The sequence below is a fragment of the Microcoleus sp. D3_18a_C4 genome (genome assembly GCF_036702415.1).
Classification (GTDB): Bacteria; Cyanobacteriota; Cyanobacteriia; order Cyanobacteriales; family Microcoleaceae; genus Microcoleus.
The window spans coordinates 42664-59496 of the sequence record NZ_JAUBTI010000014.1 but is presented as its reverse complement, the minus strand read 5'-3'; the positions used below and the strand labels follow the sequence as shown (position 1 = coordinate 59496).

Genomic DNA, 16833 nt, shown 5'->3' with positions numbered 1-16833 from the left:
GAATTAAATAGATCCCGTGGCGTGAGATATCCCAAAGATGCGATCGACCAGATGCAATTTCTGCCGATTGAAGCGGTAAAAGACCGGATTGCCCCTCAACCAAGATTGTATAGAGAAGGTATGGCCCCGTCTTTGCTCCCGATCGACCATCAAAACAGACCGCTGTAGCGTTCCTCGGCCCAAGGTTCGCCCCGCTGGTGGTAGCCGTTGCGTTCCCAAAAACCGAGTTCTTCGGTTTCTGTAAACTGCAGGCCGTTAATCCATTTAGCGCTTTTCCAAGCGTACAAGTGGGGAACTACGAGCCGCATTGGGCCGCCGTGGTCTGCCGATAGGGGTTCGCCGAAGACGGTGTGGGCGAAAAAGTTTTCTTCTCGGAGGAAGTCGGCGATCGCAATGTTAGTCGTGTAGCCGCCGTAGCAGTGTTCCACGAGGTGCATAGCTTTCGGATCGACTTCTATATAGTTCATAAAATCTGTCACTTTAACTCCCGTCCACTGCACGTCGAGTTTTGACCACCGGGTGACGCAGTGAAAATCCGCAGTAAAGTTACTTTGGGGCATGGCCTGGAAGTCCGACCAAGTGAAGGTTTTTGGTTTGGCCAATCCCCAGACTTTAAATTCCCAACTCTCAATGCTGACAGAGGGTGTATCGCCGTAGGTCAGGACAGGAAACCCGTTGGCGAGGTATTGACCCGGGGGGACGCGATCGCTATTTTCTAATTCTGGCTTGCGAAAAAATTTGCCCAGCATTGATTCACGCTCTACAGTAACTGACTGCAATCCTGAGTATAACTTGCAGAGATGGCCGCATTGCAATTCATCAAAAATTTGGGTTTGAAACCCCGTCCTTTTAGGACGGCTTTACATTGGATGGGGGGAGGATTAGTCCCCCTTTTCTTGCTTGCTACCGCCTTGAATATAGTGACGACGTTCGACGTTTTGTATTCGCCTTTCGCCTGGACAGTTACAGGCTCGTGCTTTTTACCTGTACGCATAGCAAGTGGCTGTAAGCCCGTGTGTATATATCCCTTCGCCGCTGACTATCCGAGAGGTTAAAAACTAGGGAAGCATTCTTAACGTCGCTTGGTGTACCACCACCATATAGTTCAGCTTGTCTCGAAGACCCAGGCTAGACACTGGTTTGGCCTCAAATTAAGAAGGTGGTGAGTCTTCCGCTTTCAAGCCCCATCCCTTTAGGGTGGGGTTAGTGACCTCAAGGTAGAAAGCTTTCAGGACTTCTGCCGAAATAAAAATTCCACAATCCTGCCTGATGCCAACCTACTTCTGCCTTCTGAGAGAGGCTAAGCTAAAAATTACAAAATATATCACCCCATAGTATGAATTACCTAACCTTAAATTTTATCGCAATTGATGGTGCACTTCTGAATCTTTGATGTATTGTAACAATATGCTCAGATGCCATATGTAAAAAACATTGATGGGGTAAAAATCATGATCGCAAGTTGCTTGATTCCTTTGACGGTCTGCTTGGTTGCTTGGTGGGTGACTGCCGGGACTGACAATAGAACGCTAGACGGAATTCCTGCTCCCATAGCTGCAATTATTGGAGTGTGTTCGTTAATTTGGTTTGTGGCGGCGTGTCCTTGGCCTGTTGAACTCGCTCTAGTCTTGGCGGTGGTGGTTTTCGGCAAAGCTTATTTGCAAAAAATCTTGAAAGTCGGCTGAATTTTCAGGGCTAGCGCTCCTAGGATTGGCGGGAGCGCGATCGGGTGCTGCTACTTTGTTAAAATTTTTCGCGATTTGTCTGGCTAGGTTCTCCGAGGGGGTCGCAAAGACGGAACAAACCCCAGAACTGGTGAAATTCAATTTATAGCAGGAGGCAGGAGGCAGAAGGCAGGAGGCAGGAGGCAGAGGTAATCAGAGCAAGGGTTTCAGCAATCGATACCGTCCTAACCGCCAAGGCGGTTGCTATACATATTTCAGTTAAAAATTAGAACATAAAGATTGACAGAGAAACCCAGTTTATCTTAGATAAACCGGGTTTGTAGGGGTAGGAAATTTTCATACATCCCGCAAGAATTGCTTAGGACTTAGGCACTCCGAACTCAAGAAACCGGGTTTCTGAGTCCAGGAATGTTGCTATATGTGCGTAAAATGGCGCTCTGTTAAATTGGCAAGCGATTGATATCTTTATTAGAACCAATTACTACCATCACCTCGCCCTTTCTCAAGCGTTCGCTTGGCTCCGGATTAATCTCGAACTTGTCGGCGCGCCCGACTGCTAGCAAGTTCAAACCATACTTGCGCCGGAGTTCCAATTCGGAGATGGTTTTACCGTCAAACTTTTCAGGAACGAGCACCTCAACGATGCTGTGATCGGGGTCGAGGTCAAAGCGTTCTAAAATGCTGGGTTTTGTAAGAAGGCGGGCCAAAGAGCAGCCCATTTCTCGTTCGGGAAAAACTACATGATCGGCGCCGACTTTTTTCAACAGTTTTAAGTGAGTTTCCGAAGAAGCTTTGGCTATTACGTGACGTACCCCCCCTTCCTTAAGGTTAAGGGTGGTGGTAATGCTTTCTCCTAGGTAATTGCCGATCGCAACAATCACTGTTTCAAATTCAAATATACCGGCTTCAGCAAGAGCGCTAGGCTCCGTAGAATCTAACTGCAAAACGTGAGCAGCAATACGATCGCTCAAAGCTTGAGTTACTTTTTTTTCGTCGGTGTCAATTCCCAAGACTTCGTAACCCAAACCGTGCAGAGTCGAACAGACAGCTTTGCCGAAGCGTCCCAAACCAATAACTGCAAACTGCTTGTTGTCGGCGCGCAAAGTGCGAAAAAAATTCAAAGATGACAGGTTCACTAAATTTCCAGCGCTGAGCGTCTTGCTGTTTAAATTTTAGCAGAGACAGCGCCGCCTCCTTTTGATTTTTGGGTAAGTAGTAAAAGTTGATTTGGGTTGTCACCCATTGTTTAGATTATCAGCAACGAGACAGGATTTTTTTATCCCACTAACAAACTTTCCTCAGCATACTTAAAAGACCTGGGTTTTGGGTCGCCGAATGCAGCACTCACCAGCAGCAGCACCCCAACCCGACCTATGTACATTGTAGCAATCAAAATCAACTTACCGATCGCTGAAAGCGTGGGTGTAATCCCAGTGGAAAGACCGACCGTGGCAAAAGCTGAAACTGCTTCATACAGCGCTGCGATAAATTCTACTTGGGGATTGGTCAGCTCGATTAAAATTGCAGATGTGAACGCGACCAACAGGGAACCGAAGACTACGCTAATGGTTTTCAGAATCATTGGTGGCGGGATCTGACGCTGATAGCACTCCACATCTTCCTGGCCTTCGACAACTGCTGTGGTACAGCAAAACAATATCCTAAAAGTTGTGGTTTTGATTCCGCCGCCAGTGCTGCCAGGACTGGCGCCGATAAACATCAGCGCGATCGTCAGAAATAGCGAGGCTTCGGTCATTTGGCCAATGCTAATTGTATTGAATCCCGCCGTGCGGGGAGTAACAGATTGAAACCAAGCTGCCATCAGCTTTTGAGGAAAAGTTAGAGATCCGAAAGTGTCTGGGTTGTCGTATTCCAGCACCAAAAACGCTAGCGTTCCTAAAATTAAAAGGACAGCCGTTGTAGTGGTAACAACTTTGAAGTTCAGGGAAAAAACTGTGCAGATAGGGCTTTTGTTGAAGCGATCGCGCAGCCACAGGTACATTTCCATAATTACTTGATAGCCGATTCCCCCAAATATGATTAAACCAGTGACTGTGAAGTTAACCATAGGCGAACTGATGTAGCCGATCAAATTATCTGAATAGATGCTAAAACCCGCGTTGTTAAAGGAATTAACGCTGTGAAATATAGCAGACCACACACCCTGTTTAAATCCGTATTGGGGGACGAAAACCGTCATCAGCAAAAACACTCCTGTTAATTCAAACAAAAGCGTTGTTGCTAGAATTGACTGCACGAGTTGTACTACGCCGGCTAGCCCGGATTTGTCGAGAGATTGTTGCAGGGCAATTTTGTCTTTCAAACCAAAGCGGCGGCCCAATAACAGCAGCAAGAAAGTCGTGGCTGTCATGTAGCCCAAGCCTCCTATTTGCACCAGTAAAACTAGGCACAGTTGCCCCCAAAAAGAGTAATATTTTCCGACATCTACAACCGACAAGCCCGTGACGCAGACAGAGGAAGTAGAGGTAAACAGTGCTGTTATTGGATCGCTCCAAGTTCCATCAATTGTGGAAAAGGGCATCATCAGTAATAGAGCACCTACGAGGATGACAGCGAGAAAGCCCAAAGCAATGGTTCGCGAGACAGTCATTCGATTTTAGGTTTTAGATTTGAGATTTTAGATTTGAGAGGGAAGCCACAAATCGATTTGGGATTTGAGGTTTGAGAGGGAAGCCACAAATCGATTTGAGATTTGAGGTTTGAGAGGGAATCCACAAATCGATTTGAGATTTGAGATTTTAGACGCAGCCCACAAATCGATCGTCGGGCTTGAAATCAGAACATCTCTGTCTGGCGAATGCCGGAGACCGATCGAACTCAATAGCCAAATTCTATGACAACATCGGGAAAATAACGGTAGAATTCCTTTAATAACTTGCGATCCGGCGATGACATCAACACTTTACCAGCAAATTCAGCAACTTTACGACGCTTCTAGCGGTCTGTGGGAGCAGGTGTGGGGCGAACATATGCACCACGGTTACTACGGCCCGGATGGCAATTTGAAAAAAGAGCGCCGACAGGCTCAGATAGATTTGATAGAAGAACTGCTGGCTTGGGCTGGAGTACCGTCAGAGAAGGCACTCTGTGAATCTTACCGCATTCTCGATGTCGGTTGCGGCATCGGCGGCAGCACGCTGTATTTGACTCAAAAGTTTAGTTCGATCGCGGAAAATAATTTAAAGTTGGATGGCAGGAGCGATCGTGATTTTAGCATATCTGCCGAACCAAATAAAACGGGCGCTAGCGTCGTTACAGCGACCGGGATTACTCTGAGTCCGGTACAGGCCAACAGAGCGACCGAACGCGCTAAAATTGCTGGGCTTGAAAGCAATGTGAATTTTTTGGTGGCCGATGCTTTGAATATGCCTTTTCCTGACGAGTCATTCGACTTGGTTTGGTCGCTCGAAAGTGGCGAACATATGCCAGACAAAATTAAGTTTTTGCAGGAATGCTGCCGCGTACTGAAGCCGGGAGGAACTTTGATTTTGGCAACTTGGTGTCACCGCCCGCTGGGAGAAACGGCGGGAGAATTAACTGATGAAGAGAGAAAGGAATTGGCAGAAATTTACCGAGTTTATGCTTTGCCTTATGTGATTTCTTTGCCGGAATACGAGGAAATTGTTCGCAGTTTACCTTTGACAAGTATTCGCAGCGCTGATTGGTCAAAAGCTGTTGCTCCTTTTTGGGATGTGGTGATCGATTCTGCTTTGACTCCGAGCGCGATTTGGGGTTTGCTAACTAGCGGTTGGACGACTATTCAAGCTGCACTTGCTCTCGGATTGATGAGCCGTGGATATCAGAGCGGGTTGATTCGTTTTGGGCTGATTTGTGCTGTAAAATAACAGGCAGATATCAGAGAAGTTTTGAGTCTTGAGTTGATGAGTAAGGTGTGCATTGCACACCCTACAGAATATTATTTGTTTGGTGCGGGTGTGAGATTTATGGGCAACGATTCGATTGGCAAGTCTTGGATTGATAAAAATGGCTCGGCTCCGCAAAGCTGGGTGAGGGCATTTTGGGAGTTTTCTCGGCCGCACACAATTGTGGGTACTAGCTTGAGTGTATTGGCGTTGTACGCGATCGCCCAAAGCGCGCGGCTGTTTGTGAATCCTGTATTTGGGGCCCTAGCTTTTGCCTGGTTGGCTTGCATTTGCGGCAATATTTATATTGTGGGATTGAACCAGTTAGAAGATGTTGAAATTGATAAAATTAATAAGCCGTATTTGCCGATCGCATCGGGAGTGTTTTCTCGGAAAACCGGGGAATTAATCGTAATTGCAACGGGAATCCTAGCAATTTTGAATGCTGTTTTACAAGGGCCGTTTTTGCTGGCTACCGTTGGCGTTAGTTTGGCGATCGGGACTGCTTATTCTCTGCCGCCAATTCGGCTGAAACGCTTTCCTTTGTGGGCGGCGCTGTGCATTTTTACTGTGCGGGGCGCGATCGTAAATTTAGGGTTATTTTTGCACTTTAATTGGGTGTTGAATTTGGGAAGGGCGAAAAGCGCTTTTTCTGGCTGGAGTTTGGAGAGTATGTCTTTTGAGATTCCTGCGGAAGTTTGGGTGCTAACGGTTTTTGTTGTGGTGTTTACGTTTGCGATCGCCATTTTTAAAGATATCCCCGACATGGAAGGGGACAAGCAATATAATATTACTACGTTTACGATTGAGCTGGGCAAGCCGGCCGTCTTTAATTTATCTCGCTGGGTGTTGACGGTTTGTTATTTGGGCGCGACTTTGGCGGGAGCGATCGTATTGCCTAATGTTAATTTAGTGTTTCTGGCAGTTTCTCATTTGGCGGCTTTGGGTTTGATGTGGTTTTGGAGCACGAAAGTTGATTTGGACGATAAAATAGAAATTGCTGCATTTTATCAGTTTATCTGGAAGTTGTTTTTCTTAGAATATCTGATTTTTCCCGCAGCTTGTTTGTTGGGGTAGAAGGGGAAGTTCGGCAACGGATTCGCTCGACGGATGTAACGGATGTAAGGGATGTCAGGTAGAAGGAAGAAGGAAGTTCGGCAACGGATTGTGTAACGGATGTAACGGATGTAACGGATGTCAGTCCGATGGAAGGGGGAAGAAGGAAGGGGGGAGGAAGAAGGAAGGGGGAAGAAGGAAGAAGGAAGGGGGAAGAAGGAGGAAGGAAGGAAGAGTTAACAAATTAGAAGAAGTTGGCAATTACAAGTTAGCGAACTCCCAAACAACCAAGACAACTATGGCTTCTCAAAAAAAATCGCGAAAATCTGCTGGCAAATTGGGTGCAGAAGACTGTTTGAAATTAGCTTGGGAACATCACCAAGCGGGACGTTTGTTAGAAGCTGAGAATTTGTACCGGCAAATAATAGAAGTACAGCCGGAATCAGCAAACGTGCTGTGTTTGTTGGGAATAGCGGCGAGACAGCAGGGAAAAATTGCAGAGGCGATCGACTTTTACGAAAAGGCGATCGCCCAAAACCGCGATTTTGTAGAAGCACATTTAAATAAGGCTAATCTTTTACTGGATGTAGGCGAGTATCCAAGGGCGATCGCCAGTTACGAACAAGTCATCAAAATCCAGCCCAATTCAGCACTCGCTTACAATAATTTGGGCTGGGCAAAACAGCAATTATGCGAAATAGACTCGGCTATCTTATATTACCAAACAGCGCTGCGACTCGACCCCAACCTGCAGGAAACAGCGCACAATTTAGGACATTTATATAAACAAAAAAATCAATTAAACGAGGCAATCGCCTGTTATCGGCACGCTTTAAAAATCAATCCCAACTTAACATATTCTCTGATGGGCTTGGGAACAGTTTTGCAACAGCAGGGGAAATTAGACGAAGCTTTCAACTGCTACCAGCAAGCGGTAAAACTAGAACCCAACAATCCCGAAGCTCACAACAATGTAGGAGCATTTTACCACGAACAAGGTAATGTAAAAGCCGCAATATCCTACTACAGACAAGCATTAAACTTAAAGCCAGACTTCGTGGAAGCTATTAACAATCTCGGACACGCTTTGGTCGATTTAGGAGAATTTCAAGAAGCTTTTTCTTGTCACAGTCGAGCCTTGGAATTGCAGCCAGACAACGCCACCGCACACCTGGAATTCGCCTTAACTTTGCTATTGTTCGGAGAATTTCAGCGCGGTTTTGCTGAATACGAGTGGCGGTGGCGCACTCCGCAACTACAACCGAGGCAATTTAAACAGCCGGTTTGGGATGGTTCGGATTTGCAGGGAAAAACTATTTTACTGCACGTCGAGCAAGGCTTCGGCGATTCGATTCAGTTTATTCGCTACGCGCCGATTCTTCGCAGCCGAGGCGCTAAAGTTATGGTGGCTTGCTATCCAGAAGTGATGCGCTTGTTTGCCACAGTTGCTGGTATTGAATATTTATCAGTGAGTCTGGAAGGTTTGCCAGAATTTGACGTTCACGCGCCGCTGATGAGTTTGCCGCGAATTGTCGGGACAACTCTGGAAACAATACCTGCAAATGTTCCTTATTTATATCCGCCTGCTGAGTGCAAATTTGCGCTTTCTTCTGATGCAAAATTGAAGGTAGGAATTGTTTGGGCGGGGAGTCCCAAGCGCCGGAAAGACAATCAGCGTTCTTGCAGCTTGAGCGATTTTATTCGATTTTTGGATGTTCCGGGAATTGCTTTTTATAGTTTACAAAAAAACTTGTCCGAGAGCGATCGCACTTTGTTGAACCAACACTTGGTGCCGGATTTAACTCCGCATTTGAACGACTTTGCTGATACCGCTTCGGCTATATCTCAACTGGATTTAGTCATTACTGTCGATACGGCTGTGGCGCACTTAGCCGGTGCTTTAGGAAAACCGGTTTGGGTGCTGCTTTCTTTTGCTCCTGACTGGCGTTGGCTGCTGGATCGTGAAGACAATCCTTGGTATCCAACTGCGAGGCTTTTCCGCCAAAGTCAGCCGGAAAGTTGGCAAGAATTGTTTGAGGATGTACAGGCGGCTTTGAGTTTATTTGCGATCGCAAATACTGCTAGTTATTCCCAGGATTCTGCCAAAGATTCGCTTGACTTCGTTTCACTTGCAATGACTGCTAATCATACGCCTGACCTCGATTCTGTAGCTCTCAAAATGACAGGTGCAAGGGTAGTTCAAGAGAGTAAACAAATATTTGTGATTGCGAGCGAAGGCTTAGCAGAAGGCTCTGCAGCTAAGCAATCGCAGGGGATTGAGACATCGATTGCGATCGGAACGGCTGGCGATAATTTGGTTGTTTTAGAGGATTTATTGCGGCAAGCAGAGCATTTAATGGAAACAGGCGATAGGGAAGAGGCGATCGCCCTTTACGAACAGATTATATCTCTTGAGCCAAATTGCGTTCAAGCGCGGATTAACTTTGGTTTTCTCAAGCAAGAAAATGGCGAATTAGAAGCCGCTATCCCGCATTACCTAGAAGCTTTAGCCATCGATCCAAATATTCCTCAAACATCTTACAACTTGGCCAAGATTTTTGAGGAACAAGGTCAAGCGGAAGAGGCGATCGCACATTACGAACAAGCTCTTGTCGCTGAACCGAATTTCGTACCCGCACTGATTAATTTAGCTGTCGCGCTGCAAGAAAAAGGCGAACTTTTCAGGGCGATCGATCTGTACCGGCGAGCGCTGGAAATTAATCCGCATAGCTGGGAAGCTTACAACAATCTGGCAACAGTGTTGCAAGAACAGGGCAATTTAGAAGATGCGTTGGAGTATTATCACAAAGCTCTAGAATTGCTGCCGGATTTTGTGGAAGCTATCAACAATTTAGGCAGGACGTTTCTGGAAAAAGGCGCGGTAGAAGATGCCATATCCTGCTACAGACGAGCGATTCATTTAAGTCCCAATCATGCTAGCGCTCACCTGAATTTATCCTTGGCTTTGCTGTTGGTGGGAGATTTGGAAAATGGTCTCGCTGAATACGAGTGGCGCTGGCAAATTAAAGAATTTCACACTGGTCATTCCTGTTTTTTGACGGGGCCGGATAATACTGTTTCGGTGAGAGAATACCGGCCGCTATGGGACGGTTCTGATTTGGTAGGAAAGACTATTTTGCTGCACGCCGAACAAGGTTTAGGCGATTCGCTTCAGTTTATTCGCTACGCTGCGATCGTCAAAAATAAAGGCGGTAGGGTAATTGTGGGCTGTTACCCGCAATTGCACCGTTTATTTGCAACGGTTGATGGCATTGATTTGCTAATAGTTAAAGGCGAGCCACTGCCGGAATTTGACGTGCAAGCGCCGATGTTGAGTTTGCCCTATATTATCGGTACAAAGCTGGAAACAATACCAGCAAATACTGCTTATTTATCTCCGCCTGCGGGTGCTGAATTTACGCTTGGGCCCGATCGCACTTTGAAAGTTGGGATTGTCTGGGCGGGGAATCCAAAACACCGCAAAAACAAGCAGCGTTCTTGCAGTTTGAGTCAGTTTCTGCCGCTTTTTGACGTTTCGGGGGTAAGTTTTTACAGCTTGCAGAAAGAGGTTTCCGAGGCCGATCGCGCGCTGTTGAATCAAAGGTCGATCGTAGATTTGAGCCCGCATTTTGGCGATTTTGCCGATACTGCTGCTGCGATCGCCAAACTGGATTTAGTCATTAGTGTGGATACCGCTGTCGCCCATTTGGCGGGCGCTTTGGGCAAACCAGTGTGGATTTTGCTGGCGTTTTCGCCGGATTGGCGGTGGCTGTTGGAGCGTGAAGATAGTCCTTGGTATCCAAGCGCAAGGCTGTTTCGCCAGCATCAGCGGGGCGAGTGGGAGGACGTTTTCGATCGGGTGGCGGAAGCTCTAGGCGCGGTGGGTGCTGCATCCCGGCCGTCGGATTCGGCGGATGCAGAGTTTCGGTTGGGCGTGGATTTGCAGCAGCAAGCCGATGTGGGCGGTGCGATCGCTTGTTATGAGCGGGCGATCGCGATCGATCCTAATTACGCAGCCGCACACAGCAATTTAGGCGTTGTTAAACAGCAAAGCGGCCAGCTAACAGAGGCGATCGCGCACTACCGACAAGCCTTAGCAATCGACGGGAATTTGGCGGAAACTGCAAGCAATTTGGGCAGCGCGCTTGCGGAAGCAGGGGAGACTGAAGAGGCGATCGCAGAATACGAGCGGGCGCTTTCTTTGAACCCGAATTGCGCGGAAGCGCTGATTAATTTGGGCCTGTTGCGGGAAGAGCAAGGGAATGTGGTGGAGGCTATAAGCTGCTACGAGCAAGCGATTCAAGTCAATCCTAATTGCGCGGTGGCTTATTTGAATTTGGGAATTGCTTTGGAGGCACAAGGGGAGGAAGCGGAAGCGGGCGCAAATTACGAACGGGCGATCGCGAATTACGAACGGGCGATCGCGATCGAGCCAAATTATGTGGACGCCTTGCAGCATTTAGCTTACGCCTCGATCCGACAGGGCCAAATTGACCGTGCGATCGCATACTACGAGCGATCGACTGCAATGCAACCGGATTTAGCAGAAACTCTGATCGCTTTGGGGAGTTCTCTGGAACAGCAAGACAAGTTGGATGAGGCTCTAGCAGTTTGCCAGCAAGCGATTCAGCAATTGCCAGCCAGTGCACAGGCTCACGGCAATTTGGGAATTGTCCTGCACAAACAGGGCAAAATTGAAGATGCGATCGCCTGCTATCACCAAGCTTTGAGCCTGAAACCCGACTTTCCACAAGCTTTGAACAATCTCGGCAAAGCTTTTGAGGAATCGGGAAAAATGGCAGAGGCGATCGATTGTTACCGTCGGGCGATCGAACTCAAACCCGGTTATATCAATCCCCTCACCAGTTTGGGAAGTGCTTTGCACGATCGCGGCTTCTTTGCAGATGCTGTCACCTGCTACAGCCAAGCAGTTACATTTAATGTCGGCAATCCTGAATCTCACCTAAATTTAGGTTTAGCTTTGCTGCTGGCGGGAGACTTTCAGCGCGGTTTTTACGAGTACGAATGGCGACTCCTAGTTAAAGAAAAACAGTTCCGATCCCACAACTTTATTCAGCCGCTTTGGGATGGCAAAGATTTGCAGGGAAAAACTATTTTGCTTTGCCCGGAACAGGGTTTAGGCGATGCAATTCAGTTTATCCGCTACGCAGATTTAGTCAAACAAAAAGGCGGTAGGGTAATTGTTTGGTGTTTGCCGCACTTGCAGCGCTTGTTTGCACAAGTTTCGGGAATCGATGGGTTAATAGTTAATCCAGAGGATGCGCCGGATTTTCAAGTTCACGCGCAGCTAATGAGTTTGCCTCACCTTCTGGGAACAACTTTAGAAACTATACCGGCGAATGTTCCTTATTTAGCTCCCCCGCCCGGTTGGGAATTTACTCTCAGTCAAACTCCTAATTTGAAAGTGGGAATTGTGTGGTCAGGAAATCCTAAAAATTCCCAAAATAATGTGCGATCGTTACCCATGAATTTATTGACCAAACTGTTAGATATTCCCGGAGCCGATTTTTACAGTTTGCAACAGGAAATGACAGCAGACGATCGCGCTTTGTTAGAGCAAATGGCCGTAACAGATTTAAGCTCTTATTTGCACGACTTGGCGGATACTGCGGCGGCAATCTCGGCTCTGGATTTAGTAATTTCTGTAGATACTTGTGTGGCGCACTTGGCTGGTGCTTTGGGCAAACCCGTGTGGATTTTGCTGTGTTTTGTGCCGGATTGGCGGTGGATGTTGCAACGCGAAGATAGTCCTTGGTATCCGACGGCGAGGCTGTTTCGCCAGTCTACAGCGGGGGATTGGGAAGGAGTTTTAGATCGGGCTGCTTTGGCGTTGAGAGAAAGAATTTATCAGTATCAAGAAGCTCGACCGCCAATAGAAACTCAGACCAATATTCAATTATATCAAAAACAGTTCAATCAGGCAAATATTCTCAAGTCGCAAGGAAGATTTGCCGATGCGATCGCTTATTTTAAAAATGCTTTAGTTTTGCAGCCGAATTCGATAGAAGCCGCCACTAATTTGGCAGTGACGCTGCACCAAACAGGCGATTTAGCCGAAGCAGCCGCCTATTATCAGCGCGCGATCGAAATCGATCCGAACTGCGCTCAAGCGCACAATAACTTGGGTATTTTGCTGCAAGATCGAGGCAATATACCCGATGCTGTATCTTGTTTTCAAAAGGCGATCGCCCTGAATCCGATTTACGTCAAAGCTCTCAACAATCTCGGCGCGACACTCCAGCAGCAGGGCGAGTTGCCGACTGCGATCGCCTGTTTTCATCAAGCACTTTCTGTCAATTCCAATTATGCGCCAGCGCTGGTAAATTTGGGTGCGGCGATGCAAACACAATCTCAGCTAGCCGAGGCTGAACGGCTTTACGGGCGTGCAATTGAAGCAGAACCGCACAATCCTAAAGGACACTATCACCTGGGAACGTTATGCTTGGCTGCGGGAAAAATAGAACAGGCAATTTCTAGCTTGGAACGAGCCATATCTTTGAGTCCTAATTATATAGAAGCTATTACTAATTTAGGCAGTGCTGTTGAACAATTAGGAGACGTGAATAGAGCAATTTTTTGTTACACTAAAGCTCTGGAAATTGATGCAACTTGTGTGAAAGCTCACTTCAATTTAAGCTTAGTCTTGCTGTTGACTGGGGACTTGTCGCGCGGTTTAGCAGAATACGAGTGGCGCTGGCAAACAGAACAGGCGAAAAAATTGCCACGGTTGAATTTTGACCAACCAGTTTGGGACGGTTCAGATTTGAACGGCCAAACTATTTTGCTCCGATCCGAACAAGGTTTGGGCGATGCCATTCAATTTGTGCGATACGCGGCAATTGTGCAGCAAAAAGGCGGCAAAGTAATCATTTCTTGCTATCAAGAACTGAAGCGTTTATTTAAGCAGATTCCTGGGATTGAACAAGTGGTGATTCGGATGGATGAATTGCCGGATTTCCAACTGCAAGCACCGCTGATGAGTTTGCCGTATATTCTCGGAACAAATTTAGAAAATATACCGGCCAATGTTCCTTATTTAGCTGCGCCGCCGAATTGGCAATTTTCTCTAAATTCCGATGGCAAGTTTAAAGTTGGGATTGCGTGGGCGGGAAGTGCGGAACATTTGAAGGATTTTCAGCGATCGAGCGATTTAAGCTATTTTCTGCAATTCTTAGATGTTCCCGGTGTAAGTTTTTACAGTCTTCAGAAAGAAATGTCGGCTGGCGATCGTACTTTGTTAACTCAAATTCCCGTGATAGATTTGAGCGACAATTTGAACGATTTTGCCGATACTGCGGCGGTGATATCGCAGCTAGATTTAGTAATTTGCGTGGATACTGCTATCGCGCACTTAGCCGGTGCTTTGGGTAAACCGGTATGGATTTTGCTGTGTTTTATGCCGGATTGGCGGTGGATGTTGGAACGCGAGGACAGCCCTTGGTATCCGACGGCGCGGCTGTTTCGGCAGCAAACACCGGGCGATTGGGTGGGAGTTTGCGATCGCATAAAAACAGCCTTAAAACACCTAATCTCTAGTCGTTCCCAGGCTGTGCCTGGTAACGGAGATACCGAAGCTTCGCCTCGATTTTCTTTATCGCCCGCACAGGTACAATTTCACATAGCAAATGCCTTAGAAAAACAAGGTAAAAAAGCAGAGGCAGCCGATCGCTACGAACAAGTAATTGCCGCCTCACCCAGCCACGCAGAAGCCCACAGTTGTTTAGGTTATCTCAAACAGGAAAACGGGCAAATAACCGAGGCAATTTCGCACTACAAACAAGCGCTAGAAACCAATCCCAACCTGAGCGAAACAAACTTATACTTGGGTTCCGCCCTCGAAGAACAAGGAAAAGTTGCAGAGGCGATCGACTTCTACAATAAAGCAATTCAACTACGTCCCAACTCGCCAAATTGGCGCTTGAGACTAGCCTTCGCTTTGCTCTTAACTGGAGATTTTGAGCGTGGTTTTGCGGAGTACGAATCGCGCTGGCAAACTGAAGAATTGGATCGGCGCTCTTTTGAGCAACCGCTTTGGGACGGCTCTGATTTGCAGGGAAAAACAATTTTATTGCACCCTGAACAAGGTTTTGGTGACACGATACAGTTTATCCGCTACGCGCCTTTAGTTAAGCAAAAAGGTGGCAAAGTTATTGTTGCTTGTCATGTCTTGCTGAAGCGTTTATTTGAAGGAGTTGCAGGAGTCGATCGAGTAGGAGTCAGGCCGAGCGATTTGATAGAGTTTCAAGTGCAAGCCCCCCTGCTAAGTTTGCCCAGAATTCTGGGAACAACTTTGGAAAATATACCGGCAAATATTCCTTATTTAGCCCCTCCACAGGATTTTAAATTTTTCCTAGAGCCGAACAATAAACTAAAAGTAGGTATTGTGTGGGCGGGCGGCCCGCTGCACCGCAACAATCATCAGCGATCGTGTAAATTGAGCGATTTTGTAAAATTTGTAGATGTTCCGGGAGTGAGTTTTTACAGTCTTCAGAAAGATTTGTCAGCGGGCGATTCCCAACAGGATAGCTGCGCTTCACGCACTTTATTAAAGCAACACCAAATTGAAGATTTGAGCGAACATTGCGTCGATTTTGCCGACACAGCAGCAATTATTTCGCAACTCGATTTAGTAATTTGCGTAGATACTTCTGTCGGGCACTTGGCCGGTGCTTTGGGCAAACCCGTCTGGATTTTGCTGTCTTTTGTTCCCGATTGGCGCTGGATGTTGGAACGCGAAGATAGCCCTTGGTATCCCACTGTGCGTCTGTTTAGGCAGCAAAAAGCGGGTGATTGGGATGGAGTTTGCGATCGTATAAAAGCAGCCTTGCTAGAGAGGGCGGGCACGGGGGCACCGCCCCTACAATCTACTCGTTACCAGGCTCTGCCTGGTAACGCATATTCAGAGGCTCCGCCTCAAATTCAACCCCCAGAAACTCCCCCACAAATTACAGGAATCGGCATCACTTGGCCGATCAGCATCACCAGCGGCTGGGGAATTTACGCCATGAATTTAACACTACAACTGCGGCAAAATCCTGCCTGGGAAGTTGCACTTTTAGCACCGCCCTCAATCACCTCAGAATCGATGAATCCGCTGCATAAATCGCTGTTGTTACCTGTAATTGAAAAGCACAAAACTTTTCAGGAATTAGTAGCAGCAAATTCCGACAAACAAATCAGTTGTAATTTTCCCGTCCTTTACGCTTTGGGGAATAATTTAGCTTCGTCTGGAGTTGACAATCAAATTACCAGCGCTTGTCAAATAGGAGTCATATTTTTTGAAGACACACGAATCACAGCAGAAGCACTAGAAACGGCCAAAAAATATAGCGCGATTGTCACAGGTTCTAACTGGAATGCGGATGTTTTGAGAAGCCGCGGCTTGACTAATGTGGCGATGGTACATCAAGGAATTGACCCAACAATTTTCCATCCTGCACCCAAATCTAATCTATTTGGCGATCGCTTCGTCATTTTCTCCGGCGGCAAATTGGAATGTCGCAAAGGTCAAGATATTGTAATTGCCGCTTTCAAACGATTTCGCGCCAAACATCCAGAGGCTTTGTTACTAACAACATGGCACAACTTCTGGCCTCAGTATATGCTAGGAATAGAAAAAACCGGAAACGTGGCCGGACTTCCCAATATCAACCGCGACGGAAGTTTAGAAATTTCCCAATGGTTAGTGGCTAACGGTTTGCCGGTTGACTCTTTTATCGATATCGGCTTAATTCCAAATCACCTGGCCGGACAAATTTTGCGAGAAGCCGACTGCGCTGTTTTCACCAACCGCTGCGAAGGTGGCACTAATTTAGTCGCGATGGAAAGTATGGCCTGCGGAATCCCGACTATTTTATCAGCAAATACTGGTCATTTAGACTTAATTTACAGCCATATTTGCTATCCTTTATGGAGTCAAGGACGAGTTAAACTAACTCCTCCTTTTTCCGGTGTAGAAGGTTGGGTAGAGTCTGATGTGGCAGAAGTTGTCGAGGCTTTGGAACAAGTTTATACTAATCGCGAAGAATCACAACGTCGCGGTTTAGCTGCGGCTAAGTTTATGCTGGATTGGACTTGGGAAAAACAGGTTAAGCGCTTTCTCGATGTTATATCAAATTCGATTTAACAATCATCTTTTTACGGCGAATAGAATTCGATCCTCCACAAACAAAGTTTGTTTTTGTGGA

8 protein-coding genes are annotated in these 16833 nt (G+C 46.9%); 5 read left to right on the top strand and 3 right to left on the bottom strand.

The genetic code is table 11. The annotated features are described in order from the left end of the window. Positions 1 to 21 precede the first annotated feature (21 nt). Complete coding sequence (locus QUB16_RS09790) at positions 22 to 168, top strand: hypothetical protein (RefSeq protein WP_333315775.1); 147 nt, start codon at positions 22 to 24, stop codon at positions 166 to 168. Here QUB16_RS09790 and QUB16_RS09785 read toward each other — a convergent pair. Next, positions 150 to 749: a sulfite oxidase-like oxidoreductase gene (locus QUB16_RS09785; protein ID WP_333315808.1), complete on the bottom strand. Its 600-nt coding sequence runs from the start codon at positions 747 to 749 to the stop codon at positions 150 to 152. The two genes, QUB16_RS09790 and QUB16_RS09785, sit on opposite strands and share 19 nt — an antisense overlap. Positions 750 to 1415: 666 nt before the next feature. On the opposite strand from QUB16_RS09785, the gene QUB16_RS09780 reads away from it, so the two are divergent. After that, entirely contained in the window at positions 1416 to 1685 is a 270-nt protein-coding gene (locus QUB16_RS09780; protein ID WP_333315774.1) for a hypothetical protein, read from the top strand. A 440-nt stretch (positions 1686 to 2125) separates the two neighbouring features. Here the strand turns inward: QUB16_RS09780 and QUB16_RS09775 are convergent, their stop codons facing one another. Next, positions 2126 to 2821, bottom strand: coding sequence for a TrkA family potassium uptake protein (locus QUB16_RS09775; RefSeq protein ID WP_333315773.1), 696 nt, complete (start codon positions 2819 to 2821; stop codon positions 2126 to 2128). Between the two features lie 140 nt (positions 2822 to 2961). Further along, a complete protein-coding gene (locus QUB16_RS09770) occupies positions 2962 to 4296 on the bottom strand; it encodes a TrkH family potassium uptake protein (RefSeq protein WP_333315772.1) in 1335 nt (444 codons plus the stop codon). 298 nt (positions 4297 to 4594) lie between these two features. Here QUB16_RS09770 and QUB16_RS09765 point away from each other — a divergent pair, with 298 nt between their 5' ends. The 3 genes from QUB16_RS09765 (at position 4595) to QUB16_RS09755 (ending at position 16772) form a co-directional block, all read left to right on the top strand. Next, complete coding sequence (locus tag QUB16_RS09765) at positions 4595 to 5551, top strand: methyltransferase domain-containing protein (protein WP_333315771.1); 957 nt, start codon at positions 4595 to 4597, stop codon at positions 5549 to 5551. A gap of 36 nt (positions 5552 to 5587) precedes the next feature. Next, a complete protein-coding gene (locus QUB16_RS09760) occupies positions 5588 to 6646 on the top strand; it encodes a homogentisate phytyltransferase (RefSeq protein ID WP_333315770.1) in 1059 nt (352 codons plus the stop codon). A 277-nt stretch (positions 6647 to 6923) separates the two neighbouring features. Next, positions 6924 to 16772 carry a tetratricopeptide repeat protein gene (locus tag QUB16_RS09755; protein WP_333315769.1) on the top strand — a complete coding sequence of 3283 codons (9849 nt, stop codon included), beginning with the start codon at positions 6924 to 6926 and terminating at the stop codon, positions 16770 to 16772. The last annotated feature ends 61 nt before the right edge of the window (positions 16773 to 16833 follow it).

Bases quoted from the DNA above. Each gene is read 5' to 3' on its own strand.
- QUB16_RS09785 (WP_333315808.1), bottom strand. From the start codon at position 749: ATGCTGGGCAAATTTTTTCGCAAGCCAGAATTAGAAAATAGCGATCGC.
- QUB16_RS09780 (WP_333315774.1), top strand. From the start codon at position 1,416: ATGCCATATGTAAAAAACATTGATGGGGTAAAAATCATGATCGCAAGT.
- QUB16_RS09770 (WP_333315772.1), bottom strand. From the start codon at position 4,296: ATGACTGTCTCGCGAACCATTGCTTTGGGCTTTCTCGCTGTCATCCTC.
- QUB16_RS09765 (WP_333315771.1), top strand. From the start codon at position 4,595: ATGACATCAACACTTTACCAGCAAATTCAGCAACTTTACGACGCTTCT.
- QUB16_RS09760 (WP_333315770.1), top strand. From the start codon at position 5,588: ATGAGTAAGGTGTGCATTGCACACCCTACAGAATATTATTTGTTTGGT.
- QUB16_RS09755 (WP_333315769.1), top strand. From the start codon at position 6,924: ATGGCTTCTCAAAAAAAATCGCGAAAATCTGCTGGCAAATTGGGTGCA.